Raw genomic sequence first — 15,405 nt, 5'->3', positions numbered from 1 at the left:
TCGAACCGAATTGACCGAGCCGTCTATGTAATGAATGGCACTTAACTTTTCATCAATCAACAGCGAAACCGTAGAAAAGGGGTTAGGGAGTTTCCCTAACCTTTTTTTGTTACCGCCTGTTGACGACCTATTGCTGGATAAATGAGTCGGACGAGAGGAAGGGACTTCGAGGTGCAATTAGCCCAGATCTATACAAAAAAGGTACAGACGCAGAAGTATTGGCGGCAAAACGAACCGGTACTGATTGCTGTTTCAGGAGGGGTTGATTCCATGGCTCTTCTGCAATTGACCGCTCAGTTGCCGGAAACCTGTCGTCCGACGATTTCCGTCGTTCATGTGAATCATCAGCTCAGACCGTCTGCAGATCAAGAAGCAGAAGCGGTAGCCAATGCAGCTGCTGAATTAGGGGTGCCAGTTTATACTCATAAATGGGAAAAGGAGCTGCATCCGAAAAGCGGAATAGAAAATGCTGCTCGACAAGAGCGCTACCGCTTCTTTAAGCAAGTGATGAAAGAAAATAACATCCAGAAACTGCTGACTGGACATCATAAAAACGATCAGGCAGAAACTGTCTTGATGAGACTGGTTCGCGGAAGTGCGCTGCCTCAGCTGCAAGGGATATTGGAAAGCCGATCGCTTTTTGCGGATGGCTCTGAACGAGTCATCAGACCTCTGCTGGAGGTATCCAAAGCAGAACTATATCAGTATGCTGAAGAAAACCAGCTTTTATTTTTCGAAGATGAGTCTAACCTTGAGCTCGACTATACGCGAAATCGATACAGACATCTTATTATGCCGATGCTGAAAAAAGAGCATGAAGAAGTGGAAGATCATCTTGCTGACGCTGCTGCCCAGCTCCAAGATCTAATAAAAATCACAACTCCTTTAATCGAAGAAAAAGCAAAAGAAGCGCTGATTTTTTACGAAAAAGGCGTTAAGCTTAATCGAGAGAAGTTGATTGCAGAACCGGAATCTTGGCGGAGATTGATTCTAAAACAGTTGCTCGATCAACTCTATGATCCCTCAGAGCAGTTCTATAAGAAAAAGCATATCGAATTACTAAATGAATGGTTGACCAGCACAAAAGCAAACAGTACACTCGATTTACCAGGTCATTTTAAAGGAATAAAAGAATACAGCGAATTTTGGATCAGACAGGTTCTGCCAGAAGTGGAGAAAAGCGGTTCGGATCTTGAACGAATCGATGAACGAATCGAACTGCCGATGGGAGAATGGCGAACGCTGCCGTATGGAGCAAGTATAGGTTTGTTCCGCAGTACAGACCTTCCTGAAATTAAGAGGACCAAAACAGCGATTCTTTATTTTGACCGACAAGCTGTAAAGGTACCGCTGACCATTCGCCATCGCCAGAATGGAGATCGGATCAAATTGAAAGGAATGTCTGGTTCAAAAAAAATCAGCAGAATTCTAATTGATCAGAAAATTCCGACTGCTGAAAGAAAGAAAGCTATGGTCGTAGAAGATAGAAACCAAGAAATTTTGTGGGTGGTTGGATTAAAAGAATCTCAGTTTTCTATCTTGCCGGCATCAGATAGAGTACAATATGTACTGATTTTAACTGAAAAAAATGAAGAAAATGATGATTGAAGGAGTACAAAGATATGAAGTCAGATATGGAAAAGATTTTAATTTCAGAAGAAGAAATTCAAGCGAAAGTTAAAGAGTTGGGAAGCATCCTTTCAGAAGAGTACAAAGATAAAAATCCATTGCTGGTCGGTGTCTTAAAAGGCGGACTGCCTTTCATGGCTGATTTGATCAAAGCAATGGAAATCTACCTGGAAATTGATTTTATGGATGTATCAAGTTATGGAAACGAAACAACTTCTTCTGGCGAGGTCAAGATTCTGAAAGATCTGGATACAAATGTAGAAGGCAGACATGTTTTGTTTGTAGAAGATATCATTGATACAGGTCGTACATTAGCGTATCTGCAAGATATGTTCAAATACAGAAAAGCAGCTTCAGTCAAGATTGTAACGCTTTTAGATAAACCTTCAGGTCGTGCAGTGGATATGACTGTTGACTGGATCGGATTTGAAGTGCCGCATGAGTTTGTTGTCGGGTACGGACTGGACTTTGCAGAGCGCTACCGTAACCTGCCGTACATTGGTGTTTTGAAACCTGAAATCTACCAATAAATCCTTCTGAACAACATTTTTTACGGAATATGTTAGAATCGATTTATTATTATAATCGTCAAACAAAATTCATAGTCAAAAAAGGTCAAGTATGTTACCATAAGTTAAGTATAAGACAGTATCATTTCTAAATAGGGCAACCTGTTTAAATAATAAAACGAATAGTTAGATGGAGGATGACATGAAGAAAGGATTTTTCAATAGTGGCCTCTTCTACATCATGGTGTTCATTGGAGTCATAGGCCTCGTATCATGGTGGACTAGTGGTTCCGACGCAGCATCACAAGGAGTTAATACAACTAAATTTGTCGAATTTCTTGAAGAAGATCGAGTAGAAGAATTTACGATTCAGCCAACCAATGGCATTTATGAAATAAACGGAACATTCCGTGACGGACAGGAAGTGGAAGTTGAAAACAACGAAGGCGTTTCGCTTTTCGGAAGTGTAGAACAAAACACTACAACGTTCACAACCAGCATTTTGCAGAATGATTCCGCGGTTTCTGAAGTAATGGCTTTAGCTGATCAAAACAGTGTAGAAGTACAACCGCTTGAAGAACCGTCTATCGGTATTTGGACCAGCTTGCTGATCTCAGTCTTCCCACTGCTCTTGTTTGTCGGATTTTTATATTTCATGATGAACCAGGCCGGCCAAGGCGGCGGCGGTGCTGGCGGCGGACGCGGAGTAATGAACTTCGGAAAGTCTAAAGCGAAAGAAAACGATGCTAAGACCAGTAAAGTCCGCTTCTCGGATGTTGCCGGAGCAGATGAAGAAAAAGAAGAGCTTGTAGAGATCGTTGAGTTCCTTAAAGACCCTCGCAGATTCTCAAATCTCGGTGCAAGAATCCCAGCTGGTGTCTTATTAGAAGGACCTCCTGGAACCGGTAAAACCTTGCTGGCTAAAGCAGTAGCTGGTGAAGCTGGCGTTCCGTTCTTCTCAATTTCAGGTTCTGAGTTTGTTGAGATGTTCGTTGGTGTAGGGGCTAGCCGTGTAAGAGATTTATTTGAAAATGCGAAGAAAAATGCACCGGCTATCATCTTTATCGATGAGATCGATGCAGTTGGACGTCAGCGTGGAGCTGGAATGGGCGGCGGTCACGATGAGCGTGAACAAACATTGAACCAATTGCTTGTAGAAATGGATGGTTTTACAGGAAACGAAGGTATTATCGTTATTGCAGCAACAAACCGTCAAGACGTATTGGATCCTGCCTTGCTTCGTCCAGGTCGTTTCGACCGTCGTATCATGGTTGGACGTCCGGATGTCAAAGGGCGTGAAGCAATTTTGAAAGTACACTCTAAAAATAAACCAATGGGCTCAAGTGTCGACTTGAAAGTGATTGCGAAACAAACACCAGGATTTGCCGGAGCTGATTTGGAAAACTTACTGAACGAAGCAGCATTGATTGCAGCTCGTCGCGATAGTAAAACGATTGAAGCGCTGGATGTGGATGAAGCGCATGACCGAGTTATTGCAGGTCCAGCTAAGAAAGACCGTGTGATTTCTAAACTTGAGCGCAGTATGGTCGCTTACCATGAAGCTGGACATACCATTGTCGGCTTAGTCTTGAGCGATGCTCGTATCGTTCACAAAGTAACGATTGTTCCTCGTGGACGTGCCGGCGGATATGCCATCATGCTTCCGAGAGAAGACCGTTTCTTGATGACGAAAAAAGAAATGTTTGAACAAATCGTCGGCCTTTTAGGTGGACGTGTAGCTGAAGAGTTGATTTTTGATTCTCAGTCAAGCGGTGCTTCAAATGACTTCCAGCAAGCGACTCAGTTAGCGCGCAGTATGGTAACAGAGTACGGAATGAGCGATTTGCTTGGACCGGTTCAATATGAAGGAAACAGTCAAGTATTCCTTGGTAGAGATTATTCTCAATCGAAAGCTTATTCTGAACAATTCGCTTATCAGATTGATCAGGAGGTTCTGAGAATCTTGAATGAAGCTCATGACGAAGCAAAACGCATTGTCGAAGAGCATAAAGCGGCTCATGAACTGATTGCACAAAAACTGCTTGAAGTGGAAACACTGGATGAAAGAGAGATCAAGAGCTTGTTTGAAAAAGGCGAAATGCCGGACAAACGCAGCAGTGATCCAGTTGAATTCCCTCGTGAAAGTGAAGAAGCCGAAAGAAATCCAGAAGAGGAACAAATCGGAACTTCATTTGAAGAAGTGAAAGCAGCTCGTGAAGAAAAAGAAAAACAACGCGAAAAACAGTTTGAACAAGAACAGAAAAGCGAAGACGCTTCTGATCAAACTGAAGACCAAACAGAAACAGACGAAGAAAAGAAATAGTCTTTTCTGACAACTAAAAAGTAAGTGAAGAAGAGGAGGTCATACTTTAGCCCTCCTCTTCTTTACTTGTATAATAAAAGAAATTAAGTTAGATTATTATAGGAGAACCGCTAATGAATGCGGATATGAGGAGCGATTTTTTGACTGATAAATTACTAAAAGCATTGGCTTATGATAATGAAATTAGAGTATACGTCCTTAATGCAACTGAAATGGTTGCTGAGGCACAGAGAAGACACGATTCTTGGAGTACGGCTACTGCTGCATTAGGAAGAGCGATGCTTGGAACGACTTTACTGGGTGCAACACTAAAGGGAAACGATAAAATTACCGTTAGAATTAACGGAGATGGTCCTGTTGGCTATTTGATCGTGGACAGTAATGGCAAAGGCGAAACAAAAGGGTATATCCATAATCCGCATGTCAGCCTGCCGTTAAACGCAAAAGGCAAGCTGGACGTTAGAGGAGCGGTCGGAACCGAAGGGATGCTGACAGTCAGTAAAGACTTAGGGATGAAAAAACCATTTGTCGGACAAGTACCGTTAATCAGTGGAGAACTAGGAGAAGATTTCACTTATTATATGGCTAATTCAGAACAGGTTCCTTCTGCAGTTGGCGTGTCGGTTCTTGTGAACCCGGATGAAACAGTGAAAGCAGCTGGGGGCTTCATGATTCAAGTCTTGCCGGGAGCGAAAGAAGAAACCATTAAAAAAATCGAGACAGTGATCGAAGAGTTGCCGTTAGTTTCTAAGTTGATGGAAAATGGTGAAACCCCAGAACAAATTTTAGAACGACTTGTCGGGGCAGAAAATTATCAATTACTGGAAACAATGCCTGTAACCTTTGAATGTGACTGTTCAAAAGAACGTTTCGGAGATGCAATTGTTTCGCTAGGGGTAGATGAAATCCAAAGTATGATCGATGAAGATCACGGCGCAGAAGCAGTTTGCCATTTCTGTCGCAGAAAATATCACTATTCAGAAAGCGATTTGGAATCGTTAAAAGAAGAAGCTGCCTCTATATAATTTGTTTTCGACAGTTCTTTGTATACTGACTTTAAGAACAGTCAAAGTTATGTTACTATAATGCAGAATGTAAAAAATCGAATACTTGACTAATTTTACTGATTAGAAAAGGCAGCAGTTGCATGGGCAATTCCTAAAATGCAGCCTGTGATAACGCTAAAGAAACTGTAAAAAGCAGCCATCAATTAGTTATCCCTCTAGTTACTATACGCACCTTGACTTGCGTTGAGCAAGCTATAAAACAGGGGGAATTCCTAAACCTGCAGAGAGAAGACTAAACAGTGAGTCAGTGAAAAAAGAAAGTAAGATATATAGACAGAAAAAAACAATTGAATATTGCTGTACAATAATAAGAAACGGCAATCGTTTAACAAAGAAACGGAGAGAATATACGAATGACTCAAGAGCCATCTAATCAAGAAACATTAAACGACCAACTAGTGGTACGAAGAGAAAAAATGAGTGAATTACGTGAACGCGGCATTGATCCATTTGGCGGCAGATTCGAACGGACTCATTTTTCTTCAGAACTTAAATCTGAATTTGAAGAAAGCACAAAAGAAGCCTTATCTGAAGAAGAACACTCAGTTATAATCGCTGGACGTCTAATGACGAAACGTGGAAAAGGAAAAGCGGGATTCGCCCATTTAAAAGATAAAAAAGGTTCCATCCAGATTTACGTTCGTAAGGATGCTGTGGGCGAAGAACAATACGAAAGCTTTAAAACAGCTGACTTGGGAGATTTTTTAGGTATTCAAGGTACGATTATGAAAACCAACACTGGCGAAGTCACTGTGAGAGCCCAAAAATTGACTTACCTTTCAAAAGCGCTCCGTCCGCTTCCTGATAAATACCACGGTCTAACAAATGTTGAGCAAAAATATCGTCAGAGATATCTTGATTTAATTGCAAATGAGCATTCGTTTGATCGTTTCACAAAACGCAGTCAAATCATTCAAGAGATAAGAAACTATCTAAATGGACATGATTACCTGGAAGTAGAAACGCCGCTCTTGCATAATTTAGCAGGAGGAGCAGCTGCTCGCCCGTTTATTACACATCATAATGCTTTAGATATGGAATTATACCTAAGAATTGCCATTGAGCTGCACTTAAAACGATTGATTGTTGGTGGGATGGAAAAAGTTTATGAAATCGGGCGTGTTTTCCGGAATGAAGGGATCGATACGACGCATAATCCTGAGTTCACCATGCTTGAATTATATACTGCGTATCATGACGTTTCAGATGTCATGGATTTAACAGAAGATATGATCAAAACCGTTGCACACAATGTTTTAGGTCATAGCGAGCTGGCATATGGTGAGGAAACAATTGATCTAGGAAAACCATGGGCACGCAGACATATGGTTGATTTAATCAAAGAACAGACAGGCATTGATTTCTGGAAAGAAATGTCTAACGATGAAGCCCGTCAATTGGCCAAAGAACATAATGTCACAGTAGATGACTATGCAACGTTTGGACATGTTGTAAATGAATTTTTTGAAACGTTCGTAGAAGAAACATTGATACAACCTACATTCGTTTATGGGCACCCTTTAGAAATTTCTCCACTAGCTAAAAAGAATGCTGATGACCCAAGATTTACAGACCGTTTTGAGCTGTTTATCGCTCGTCATGAATATGCTAATGCCTTCAGTGAATTAAATGATCCGATCGATCAAAGAGAACGATTTGAAGCGCAAATGAAAGAGAAAGACCAAGGAAACGATGAAGCGCATGAAATCGATGAAGACTTTATCGAAGCGTTGGAATATGGTATGCCGCCTACAGGTGGACTAGGAATCGGCATAGACCGTTTAGTTATGCTGCTGACGAATGCACATACCATTCGTGACGTCCTATTATTCCCTACATTGAAAAATATCGATTAACATAAGAATAGGATCCAAAAAGCGTTTGTCTGGGTACATGTGTCCGGACAAACGCTTTTTTAACAATCAAAAGTACCTCTACGTTCGATTTACTCGTATTTAAACCCTGCTTAAGATAAAATGTATGTACGAATCGCTATATTTTAAAGAAAGTAGGAATTTAGATGAAAAGATCAAGATGGATAAATTTTTTAGGAGGTATGAATTTAGTATATACGCTGGGAATACTGATTATGATTGGTATTATCTTCTTACTTTTTAATACAGTCAGTTTTTTATTCGAACCACTGGTTATTATTGTCTCAAGTATTATTATGCCGTTTATTATTTCACTGTTGCTTTATTACTTGTTTAATCCTTTAATTGACTTTTTAGAGGAAAAGGGAATGAAGCGGATCCTCTCAGTCAGTCTGTTATATGTGGTAGTGCTCGCATTGCTGGGGATCCTGATCGGAACACTAATTCCGCTGCTTAGAGATCAGTTCATCAGCTTAGCAGAAAACTTTCCGTCCTTTATTGATTCAATTACGAATACAGTGACACAGTGGCTGAATGGTCTGCCATATGGTCAAGATGTTCAAACGTATATTGAACAAGGAGAAAACTTTGTTGGTCAGATACCGCAAAATATTACAGAATATCTGAACAACGGACTTAGCAGTGTCTCAACAGTTGTATCAAGTGTGACGAATGTAGTCATCACTTTGGTTACATTCCCGATCATTCTATTTTTCTTACTAAAAGATGAAAAAAAGATGTCGAAAGGAGCACTCGCAGCTGTACCGCCCAAGTGGAGAGAAGAAATCATACGCGTCTTTACTGAAATCAACTCCCAAGTTGGAGCCTATATTAAAGGACAGTTGATTATAGCCACTTCTATAGGCGTAATGATGTTTATTGGATTTCAGATAATCGGATTGGAATATCCTGGAGTATTAGCACTGATTGCAGGATTTACTTCTGTCATTCCGTATATCGGTCCGACATTAGCTTTCATCCCAGCAGTAGTCGTAGCTTTGACCGCTTCTTGGTTTATGGTACTGAAGCTCATTATTGTGTGGATGGTCGTTCAGTTTATTGACGGAAATCTGATTGAGCCAAATGTTATGGGAAGACAACTGCATATTCATCCACTGACGATCATTGTAGTCTTACTCGTTATTGGAGACTTGCTTGGCATTTTCGGGTTGATTTTTGGTGTACCAATATATGCTATCTTAAAAGTTATTGTTGTCGAATTATTCCAGAAATTTAAAAAGAGATACAATAAATATTACGGAGATGTTTCTGGTGAATACGAAGTCAGAACTGTAGAAGAAGCTGTTAGAGGAGATCATCAAATGGATGATCAGATGAAAGAAACGGTTAAAGAAGCAAAAGAAAACAGAAGAGAAGAAAACAAGAAAATTAAAGAGAAAGGTCAAAACGACCATGAAAAACAAGATAAAGAAGAAGATGATTTAGCATAATAGAATAGAAGTTCCCTTATTATAAGGGGCTTCTATTTTTTTCTACATATTTTGAAAAAAAGTATTGACGATTTGTCTATATCTTGTTATGATTATTCTCGTTGCTGCAAAGCATAGAAAGAAACAGCTAAAGAAATAAGTTTTAAACAAATGAAACTTTTTCTTGACAATCGTATCGAAAACAGATATACTTTAGTAGTTGTCACAGCGAGTTCTGTAACGCTTACATTTCAAATGGTGATTTATCAGTTGAAAAAAGTTGTTGACAGCGAAACGACAACATGGTATGATATAAAAGTTGCTGATAACGAGGCGACAAACATTGGAACACCATGAATACAGTAGATCTTTGAAAACTGAACAAAGTAAAACAACCAAATGTGCAGGGGTCTTCGATTCTTTATGGATCAAGACAACTATCGAATGAACAAGGTTCATTCACAATCAATACAATTGAGCTTTTCAAACTTAAAACGAGAGTTTGATCCTGGCTCAGGACGAACGCTGGCGGTATGCCTAATACATGCAAGTCGAACGATGAAGCTCTCTGCTTGCAGAGAGTGGATTAGTGGCGAACGGGTGAGTAACACGTGGGTAACCTGCCCATAAGAGGGGGATAACATCCGGAAACGGATGCTAATACCGCATAGGTCTTTGAGACGCCTGTCTCTTAGATGAAAGGTGGCTTCGGCTGCCGCTTATGGATGGACCCGCGGCGTATTAGCTAGTTGGTGAGGTAATGGCTCACCAAGGCTGTGATACGTAGCCGACCTGAGAGGGTGATCGGCCACACTGGGACTGAGACACGGCCCAGACTCCTACGGGAGGCAGCAGTAGGGAATCTTCCACAATGGGTGCAAACCTGATGGAGCAATACCGCGTGAGTGAAGAAGGTCTTCGGATCGTAAAGCTCTGTTGTTAGAGAAGAACAAGCCGGGTAGTAACTGCCCCGGCCTTGACGGTATCTAACCAGAAAGTCACGGCTAACTACGTGCCAGCAGCCGCGGTAATACGTAGGTGACAAGCGTTGTCCGGATTTATTGGGCGTAAAGCGAGCGCAGGCGGTCTTTTAAGTCTGATGTGAAAGCCCACGGCTCAACCGTGGAGGGTCATTGGAAACTGGAAGACTTGAATGCAGAAGAGGAAAGTGGAATTCCATGTGTAGCGGTGAAATGCGTAGATATATGGAGGAACACCAGTGGCGAAGGCGACTTTCTGGTCTGTAATTGACGCTGAGGCTCGAAAGCGTGGGGAGCGAACAGGATTAGATACCCTGGTAGTCCACGCCGTAAACGATGAGTGCTAAGTGTTGGAGGGTTTCCGCCCTTCAGTGCTGGAGCTAACGCATTAAGCACTCCGCCTGGGGAGTACGGCCGCAAGGCTGAAACTCAAAGGAATTGACGGGGACCCGCACAAGCGGTGGAGCATGTGGTTTAATTCGAAGCAACGCGAAGAACCTTACCAGGTCTTGACATCCTCTGACCACTCTAGAGATAGAGCCTTCCCTTCGGGGACAGAGTGACAGGTGGTGCATGGTTGTCGTCAGCTCGTGTCGTGAGATGTTGGGTTAAGTCCCGTAACGAGCGCAACCCCTATTGTTAGTTGCCAGCATTCAGTTGGGCACTCTAGCGAGACTGCCGGTGATAAACCGGAGGAAGGCGGGGATGACGTCAAATCATCATGCCCCTTATGACCTGGGCTACACACGTGCTACAATGGATGGTACAACGAGTTGCGAGACCGCGAGGTTTAGCTAATCTCCTAAAGCCATTCTCAGTTCGGATTGCAGGCTGCAACTCGCCTGCATGAAGCTGGAATCGCTAGTAATCGCGGATCAGAACGCCGCGGTGAATACGTTCCCGGGTCTTGTACACACCGCCCGTCACACCACGAGAGTCTGTAACACCCGAAGTCGGTCGGGTAACCCTTTTGGGAGCCAGCCGCCGAAGGTGGGATGGATGATTGGGGTGAAGTCGTAACAAGGTAGCCGTATCGGAAGGTGCGGCTGGATCACCTCCTTTCTAAGGATATTGCCTTTAGGGCAACGGAACCTTGCACAGGTTTTTACTTTGTTTAGTTTTGAAAGATTTGCTATTATTGATAAATAGAATTTTTCAAATTGTTTGCTCCAATATATCGGGCCTATAGCTCAGCTGGTTAGAGCGCACGCCTGATAAGCGTGAGGTCGGTGGTTCGAGTCCACTTAGGCCCACTATAAAGCAAACTGCAATCACTTTAATACAGGGGCCTTAGCTCAGCTGGGAGAGCGCCTGCTTTGCACGCAGGAGGTCAGCGGTTCGATCCCGCTAGGCTCCATTACAATCTCGATCATTAGAGGTTGTGCTTTGTTCTTTGAAAACTGGATAGTTGATTTATAACACAAACATGTTAAGAAACAACACCGAGATATTTAAAATTGAGAACAGTTTTGTTCCTTGAATGAAACTCTCATCGCTAAATTCATACGCTTAACCAATCGGTTAAGTGAATAAGGGCGCACGGTGGATGCCTTGGCACTAGGAGCCGATGAAGGACGGGACGAACACCGATATGCTTTGGGGAGCTGTAAGTGAGCTTTGATCCAGAGATTTCCGAATGGGGGAACCCATCACCAGTCATAGGGTGATATCTTTTCAGTGAATCTATAGCTGAGAAGAAGGTAGACGTGGGGAACTGAAACATCTCAGTACCTGCAGGAAGAGAAAGCAAACGCGATTCCCTGAGTAGCGGCGAGCGAAACGGGAAGAGGCCAAACCAGAGTGCTTGCACTCTGGGGTTGTAGGACCGGCAATATGGACGAGTAAGGATAGCAGAAATAATTGGAATGTTATGCGAGACAGGGTGAAAGCCCCGTATGCGACATCCGACCTTGCCTAGCCGGTATCCTGAGTACGGCGGAACACGAGAAATTCCGTCGGAATCCGGGAGGACCATCTCCCAAGCCTAAATACTCCCTAGTGACCGATAGTGAACCAGTACCGTGAGGGAAAGGTGAAAAGAACCCCGGAAGGGGAGTGAAACAGCACCTGAAACCGTGTGCTTACAAGTAGTCAGAGCCCGTTTATGGGTGATGGCGTACCTTTTGTAGAATGGACCGGCGAGTGACGATGTCATGCAAGGTTAAGCCGAAGAGGTGGAGCCGCAGCGAAAGCGAGTCTGAATAGGGCGTTCAGTATGCCGTCGTCGACCCGAAACCAAGTGACCTACCCATGTCCAGGGTGAAGGTGCAGTGAAATGCACTGGAGGCCCGAACCCACGTACGTTGAAAAGTGCGGGGATGAGGTGTGGGTAGCGGAGAAATTCCAATCGAACTTGGAGATAGCTGGTTCTCTCCGAAATAGCTTTAGGGCTAGCCTCGGATAGTGCATCGCGGAGGTAGAGCGACTGTTTGGACTAGGGGCCCTTATCGGGTTACCGAATCCTGATAAACTCCGAATGCCGCTGATGTAGATCCGGGAGTCACACTGCGAGTGATAAGATCCGTAGTGGAAAGGGAAACAGCCCAGACCGTCGGTTAAGGTCCCAAAATCCTTGTTAAGTGGAAAAGGATGTGGGGCTGCTCAGACAACTAGGATGTTGGCTTAGAAGCAGCCATCATTTAAAGAGTGCGTAATAGCTCACTAGTCGAGTGGCCCTGCGCCGAAAATTTACCGGGGCTAAACAAGGTACCGAAACCACGGATAGAACCATTGGTTCTATGGTAGGAGAGCGTTCTAAGGGCATTGAAGCAAGATCGTGAGGACTTGTGGAGCGCTTAGAAGTGAGAATGCCGGTATGAGTAGCGAAACACGGGTGAGAATCCCGTGCACCGAATGACTAAGGTTTCCTGGGGAAGGCTCGTCCTCCCAGGGTTAGTCGGGACCTAAGCCGAGGCCGATAGGCGTAGGCGATGGACAACAGGTAGAGATTCCTGTACCAGTCTGCTTTGTTTGAACGATGGAGGGACGCAGGAGGCTAAGATATGCACGCTGTTGGATATGCGTGCCCAAGCAACAAGTCCGAGTAGGAGTCAAATGCTTCTATTCATACGGATGAGTTGTGATGGGGAGGGAACTTATAGTACCGAAGTATCTGATGTCACACTGTCAAGAAAAGCTTCTAGTGAGAAGTAGGCTGCCCGTACCGCAAACCGACACAGGTAGTCGAGGAGAGAATCCTAAGGTGATCGAGAGAACTCTCGTTAAGGAACTCGGCAAAATGACCCCGTAACTTCGGGAGAAGGGGTGCTGACCCTATGGTCAGCCGCAGTGAATAGGCCCAAGCGACTGTTTACCAAAAACACAGGTCTCTGCTAATTCGAAAGAAGATGTATAGGGGCTGACACCTGCCCGGTGCTGGAAGGTTAAGAGGAAGGGTTAGCTTCGGCGAAGCTCTGAATTGAAGCCCCAGTAAACGGCGGCCGTAACTATAACGGTCCTAAGGTAGCGAAATTCCTTGTCGGGTAAGTTCCGACCCGCACGAAAGGTGTAACGATTTGGGCACTGTCTCAACGAGAGACTCGGTGAAATTATAGTACCTGTGAAGATGCAGGTTACCCGCGACAGGACGGAAAGACCCCATGGAGCTTTACTGTAGTTTGATATTGAGTGTCTGTACAGCTTGTACAGGATAGGTAGGAGCCAATGAAACCAGGACGCCAGTCTTGGTGGAGGCAATGGTGGGATACTACCCTCGCTGTATGGCCACTCTAACCCGCAACCGTCAACCGGTTGGGAGACAGTGTCAGATGGGCAGTTTGACTGGGGCGGTCGCCTCCTAAAGAGTAACGGAGGCGCCCAAAGGTTCCCTCAGAATGGTTGGAAATCATTCGCAGAGTGTAAAGGCAGAAGGGAGCTTGACTGCGAGACTTACAAGTCGAGCAGGGACGAAAGTCGGGCTTAGTGATCCGGTGGTACCATATGGAAGGGCCATCGCTCAACGGATAAAAGCTACCCTGGGGATAACAGGCTTATCTCCCCCAAGAGTTCACATCGACGGGGAGGTTTGGCACCTCGATGTCGGCTCGTCGCATCCTGGGGCTGTAGTCGGTCCCAAGGGTTGGGCTGTTCGCCCATTAAAGCGGCACGCGAGCTGGGTTCAGAACGTCGTGAGACAGTTCGGTCCCTATCCGTCGCGGGCGTTGGAGATTTGAGAAGAGCTATCCTTAGTACGAGAGGACCGGGATGGACACACCGCTGGTGTACCAGTTGTCTTGCCAAAGGCATCGCTGGGTAGCTATGTGTGGAAGGGATAAACGCTGAAAGCATCTAAGCGTGAAGCCTCCTTCAAGATGAGATCTCCCATTCCTTTAAGGAAGTAAGATCCCTGAAAGATGATCAGGTAGATAGGCTGGAAGTGGAAGTACAGTGATGTATGGAGCGGACCAGTACTAATCGATCGAGGACTTAACCAACCATGTTGGTCTAAGCGTATGCGGTGTTGTCAAACATGTGAGTGAGCAAGATCAGCTATCTAGTTTTCAGAGAACAAGGTTCTCTTACAATAGAAAAGAGTCATTGTGCGGTAATGATGGCGGGAAGGATCCACCTGTTCCCATTTCGAACACAGCCGTTAAGCTTCCCAGCGCCGAGGATAGTGAGGGGTTTCCCCTTGTGAAAGCAGGACGTTGCCGTGCAGCTCTTTTTTTATTTTATCCCGGAGGTTTAGCTCAGTTGGGAGAGCATCTGCCTTACAAGCAGAGGGTCAGCGGTTCGAGCCCGTTAACCTCCATTTTTTGAGCCATTAGCTCAGTCGGTAGAGCATCTGACTTTTAATCAGAGGGTCGCAGGTTCGAACCCTGCATGGCTCATCAGACGTTGACCTTTATACAAAATTATCAAGCCTATGCGATTACCCGCATGGCTTTTTTTGTTAGGTGCGTTCGAATAGAATACCCTCAGACCTTGCCTCTTTAAAAATCAGAATAGGACTGGTATAATATGATTAGTCAAAGTTAGTCAAAGAAAAACTCGAGATTTTTAGCAAGACATTTAAAAAGATAGGAGGGTATCGAAACAAATACTTGAATGTGTGTAGAAAAGAAGCTACTATATACGCATTCATCTTTGTTTTGATAGTGATTCAACATGGAAAACCAAAACATGTCAGATATCATTGAAGCTTATTTGAAAAAAGTTTTGAATCAACAAGAGAAAGTTGAAATCAGACGTAGTGAAATTGCAGAGCTATTTGATTGCGTTCCTTCTCAGATTAATTATGTGATCAATACGCGTTTTACAATCCAACAAGGATATTTAGTAGAGAGTAAACGCGGCGGCGGTGGATACATCCGAATTATCAAAGTACAATTGCTGGATGAATCTGAAGTGCTGGATACTATGATTGAAATTATTGGGAAGAGTATTTCTGAAAGAGATGCGCAATCGGTTGTACAAAGATTGTTTGAAAATGATATTATATCAAAAAGAGAAGCTAAGTTGATGTTAGTGGCAGTGGATAAAACATTATACACTGGGGAACGAATCATTGATAATCAGATAAGAGCAAACTTACTCAGGAATATGATTGGAAATTTAAAATACGAAGAGCCGAGATAATAGAAGGGCGGACAAA

Annotated in this window: 8 protein-coding genes, 4 tRNA genes and 3 rRNA genes; all 15 read left to right on the top strand. The window is 43.7% G+C overall.

Going from position 1 to position 15,405, the window contains the following annotated elements:
- Positions 1-171 precede the first annotated feature (171 nt).
- The 15 genes from tilS to B6F02_RS09395 all read left to right on the top strand — a co-directional run bounded on the left by tilS (position 172) and on the right by B6F02_RS09395 (position 15,389).
- Positions 172-1,608, top strand: coding sequence for a tRNA lysidine(34) synthetase TilS (gene tilS, locus B6F02_RS09465; protein WP_179128564.1), 1,437 nt, complete (start codon positions 172-174; stop codon positions 1,606-1,608).
- A gap of 14 nt (positions 1,609-1,622) precedes the next feature.
- Positions 1,623-2,159 (top strand): hypoxanthine phosphoribosyltransferase, encoded by a 537-nt coding sequence (gene hpt / locus B6F02_RS09460; RefSeq protein WP_080147096.1) that lies wholly within the window; start codon positions 1,623-1,625, stop codon positions 2,157-2,159.
- Positions 2,160-2,340: 181 nt separating this feature from the next.
- Positions 2,341-4,461, top strand: a complete 2,121-nt coding sequence (gene ftsH, locus B6F02_RS09455; RefSeq protein WP_080147095.1) for an ATP-dependent zinc metalloprotease FtsH — start codon at positions 2,341-2,343, stop codon at positions 4,459-4,461.
- A 140-nt stretch (positions 4,462-4,601) separates the two neighbouring features.
- Entirely contained in the window at positions 4,602-5,486 is an 885-nt protein-coding gene (gene hslO, locus B6F02_RS09450) for an Hsp33 family molecular chaperone HslO (protein WP_080147419.1), read from the top strand.
- A gap of 395 nt (positions 5,487-5,881) precedes the next feature.
- On the top strand, positions 5,882-7,384 hold the full coding sequence (gene lysS / locus B6F02_RS09445) for a lysine--tRNA ligase (protein ID WP_080147094.1): 1,503 nt from the start codon (positions 5,882-5,884) through the stop codon (positions 7,382-7,384).
- A 200-nt stretch (positions 7,385-7,584) separates the two neighbouring features.
- Complete coding sequence (locus B6F02_RS09440; RefSeq protein WP_256864679.1) at positions 7,585-8,853, top strand: AI-2E family transporter; 1,269 nt, start codon at positions 7,585-7,587, stop codon at positions 8,851-8,853.
- A 150-nt stretch (positions 8,854-9,003) separates the two neighbouring features.
- Complete coding sequence (locus B6F02_RS09435) at positions 9,004-9,189, top strand: hypothetical protein (protein WP_080147092.1); 186 nt, start codon at positions 9,004-9,006, stop codon at positions 9,187-9,189.
- A gap of 133 nt (positions 9,190-9,322) precedes the next feature.
- Positions 9,323-10,874: ribosomal RNA gene (locus B6F02_RS09430) — 16S ribosomal RNA — on the top strand.
- A gap of 117 nt (positions 10,875-10,991) precedes the next feature.
- Positions 10,992-11,065: transfer RNA gene (locus B6F02_RS09425), tRNA-Ile, on the top strand.
- A 31-nt stretch (positions 11,066-11,096) separates the two neighbouring features.
- Positions 11,097-11,169: transfer RNA gene (locus tag B6F02_RS09420), tRNA-Ala, on the top strand.
- A gap of 162 nt (positions 11,170-11,331) precedes the next feature.
- A 23S ribosomal RNA gene (locus B6F02_RS09415) occupies positions 11,332-14,245 on the top strand.
- Positions 14,246-14,351: 106 nt separating this feature from the next.
- Positions 14,352-14,467: ribosomal RNA gene (gene rrf / locus B6F02_RS09410) — 5S ribosomal RNA — on the top strand.
- The 16S, 23S and 5S rRNA genes sit together here with 4 tRNA genes alongside, the layout of an rRNA operon.
- 22 nt (positions 14,468-14,489) lie before the next feature.
- Positions 14,490-14,562, top strand: a tRNA-Val gene (locus B6F02_RS09405).
- Between the two features lie 6 nt (positions 14,563-14,568).
- A tRNA-Lys gene (locus tag B6F02_RS09400) sits at positions 14,569-14,641 on the top strand.
- 277 nt (positions 14,642-14,918) lie between these two features.
- Positions 14,919-15,389: a CtsR family transcriptional regulator gene (locus B6F02_RS09395; RefSeq protein WP_080147091.1), complete on the top strand. Its 471-nt coding sequence runs from the start codon at positions 14,919-14,921 to the stop codon at positions 15,387-15,389.
- Positions 15,390-15,405: the final 16 nt, after the last annotated feature.

The sequence above is a fragment of the Marinilactibacillus piezotolerans genome, from assembly GCF_900169305.1.
GTDB classification, from domain to species: Bacteria; Bacillota; Bacilli; order Lactobacillales; family Carnobacteriaceae_A; genus Marinilactibacillus; species Marinilactibacillus piezotolerans_A.
Note: the sequence above shows the minus strand (reverse complement) of the source record. Positions and strands in the feature narration are given on the sequence as shown.

Excerpts from the sequence above, each read along its gene's own strand:
- hpt (WP_080147096.1), top strand. The coding sequence starts at position 1,623 with ATGAAGTCAGATATGGAAAAGATTTTAATTTCAGAAGAAGAAATTCAA.
- ftsH (WP_080147095.1), top strand. The coding sequence starts at position 2,341 with ATGAAGAAAGGATTTTTCAATAGTGGCCTCTTCTACATCATGGTGTTC.
- lysS (WP_080147094.1), top strand. The coding sequence starts at position 5,882 with ATGACTCAAGAGCCATCTAATCAAGAAACATTAAACGACCAACTAGTG.
- B6F02_RS09440 (WP_256864679.1), top strand. The coding sequence starts at position 7,585 with ATGAATTTAGTATATACGCTGGGAATACTGATTATGATTGGTATTATC.
- B6F02_RS09435 (WP_080147092.1), top strand. The coding sequence starts at position 9,004 with ATGAAACTTTTTCTTGACAATCGTATCGAAAACAGATATACTTTAGTA.
- B6F02_RS09395 (WP_080147091.1), top strand. The coding sequence starts at position 14,919 with ATGGAAAACCAAAACATGTCAGATATCATTGAAGCTTATTTGAAAAAA.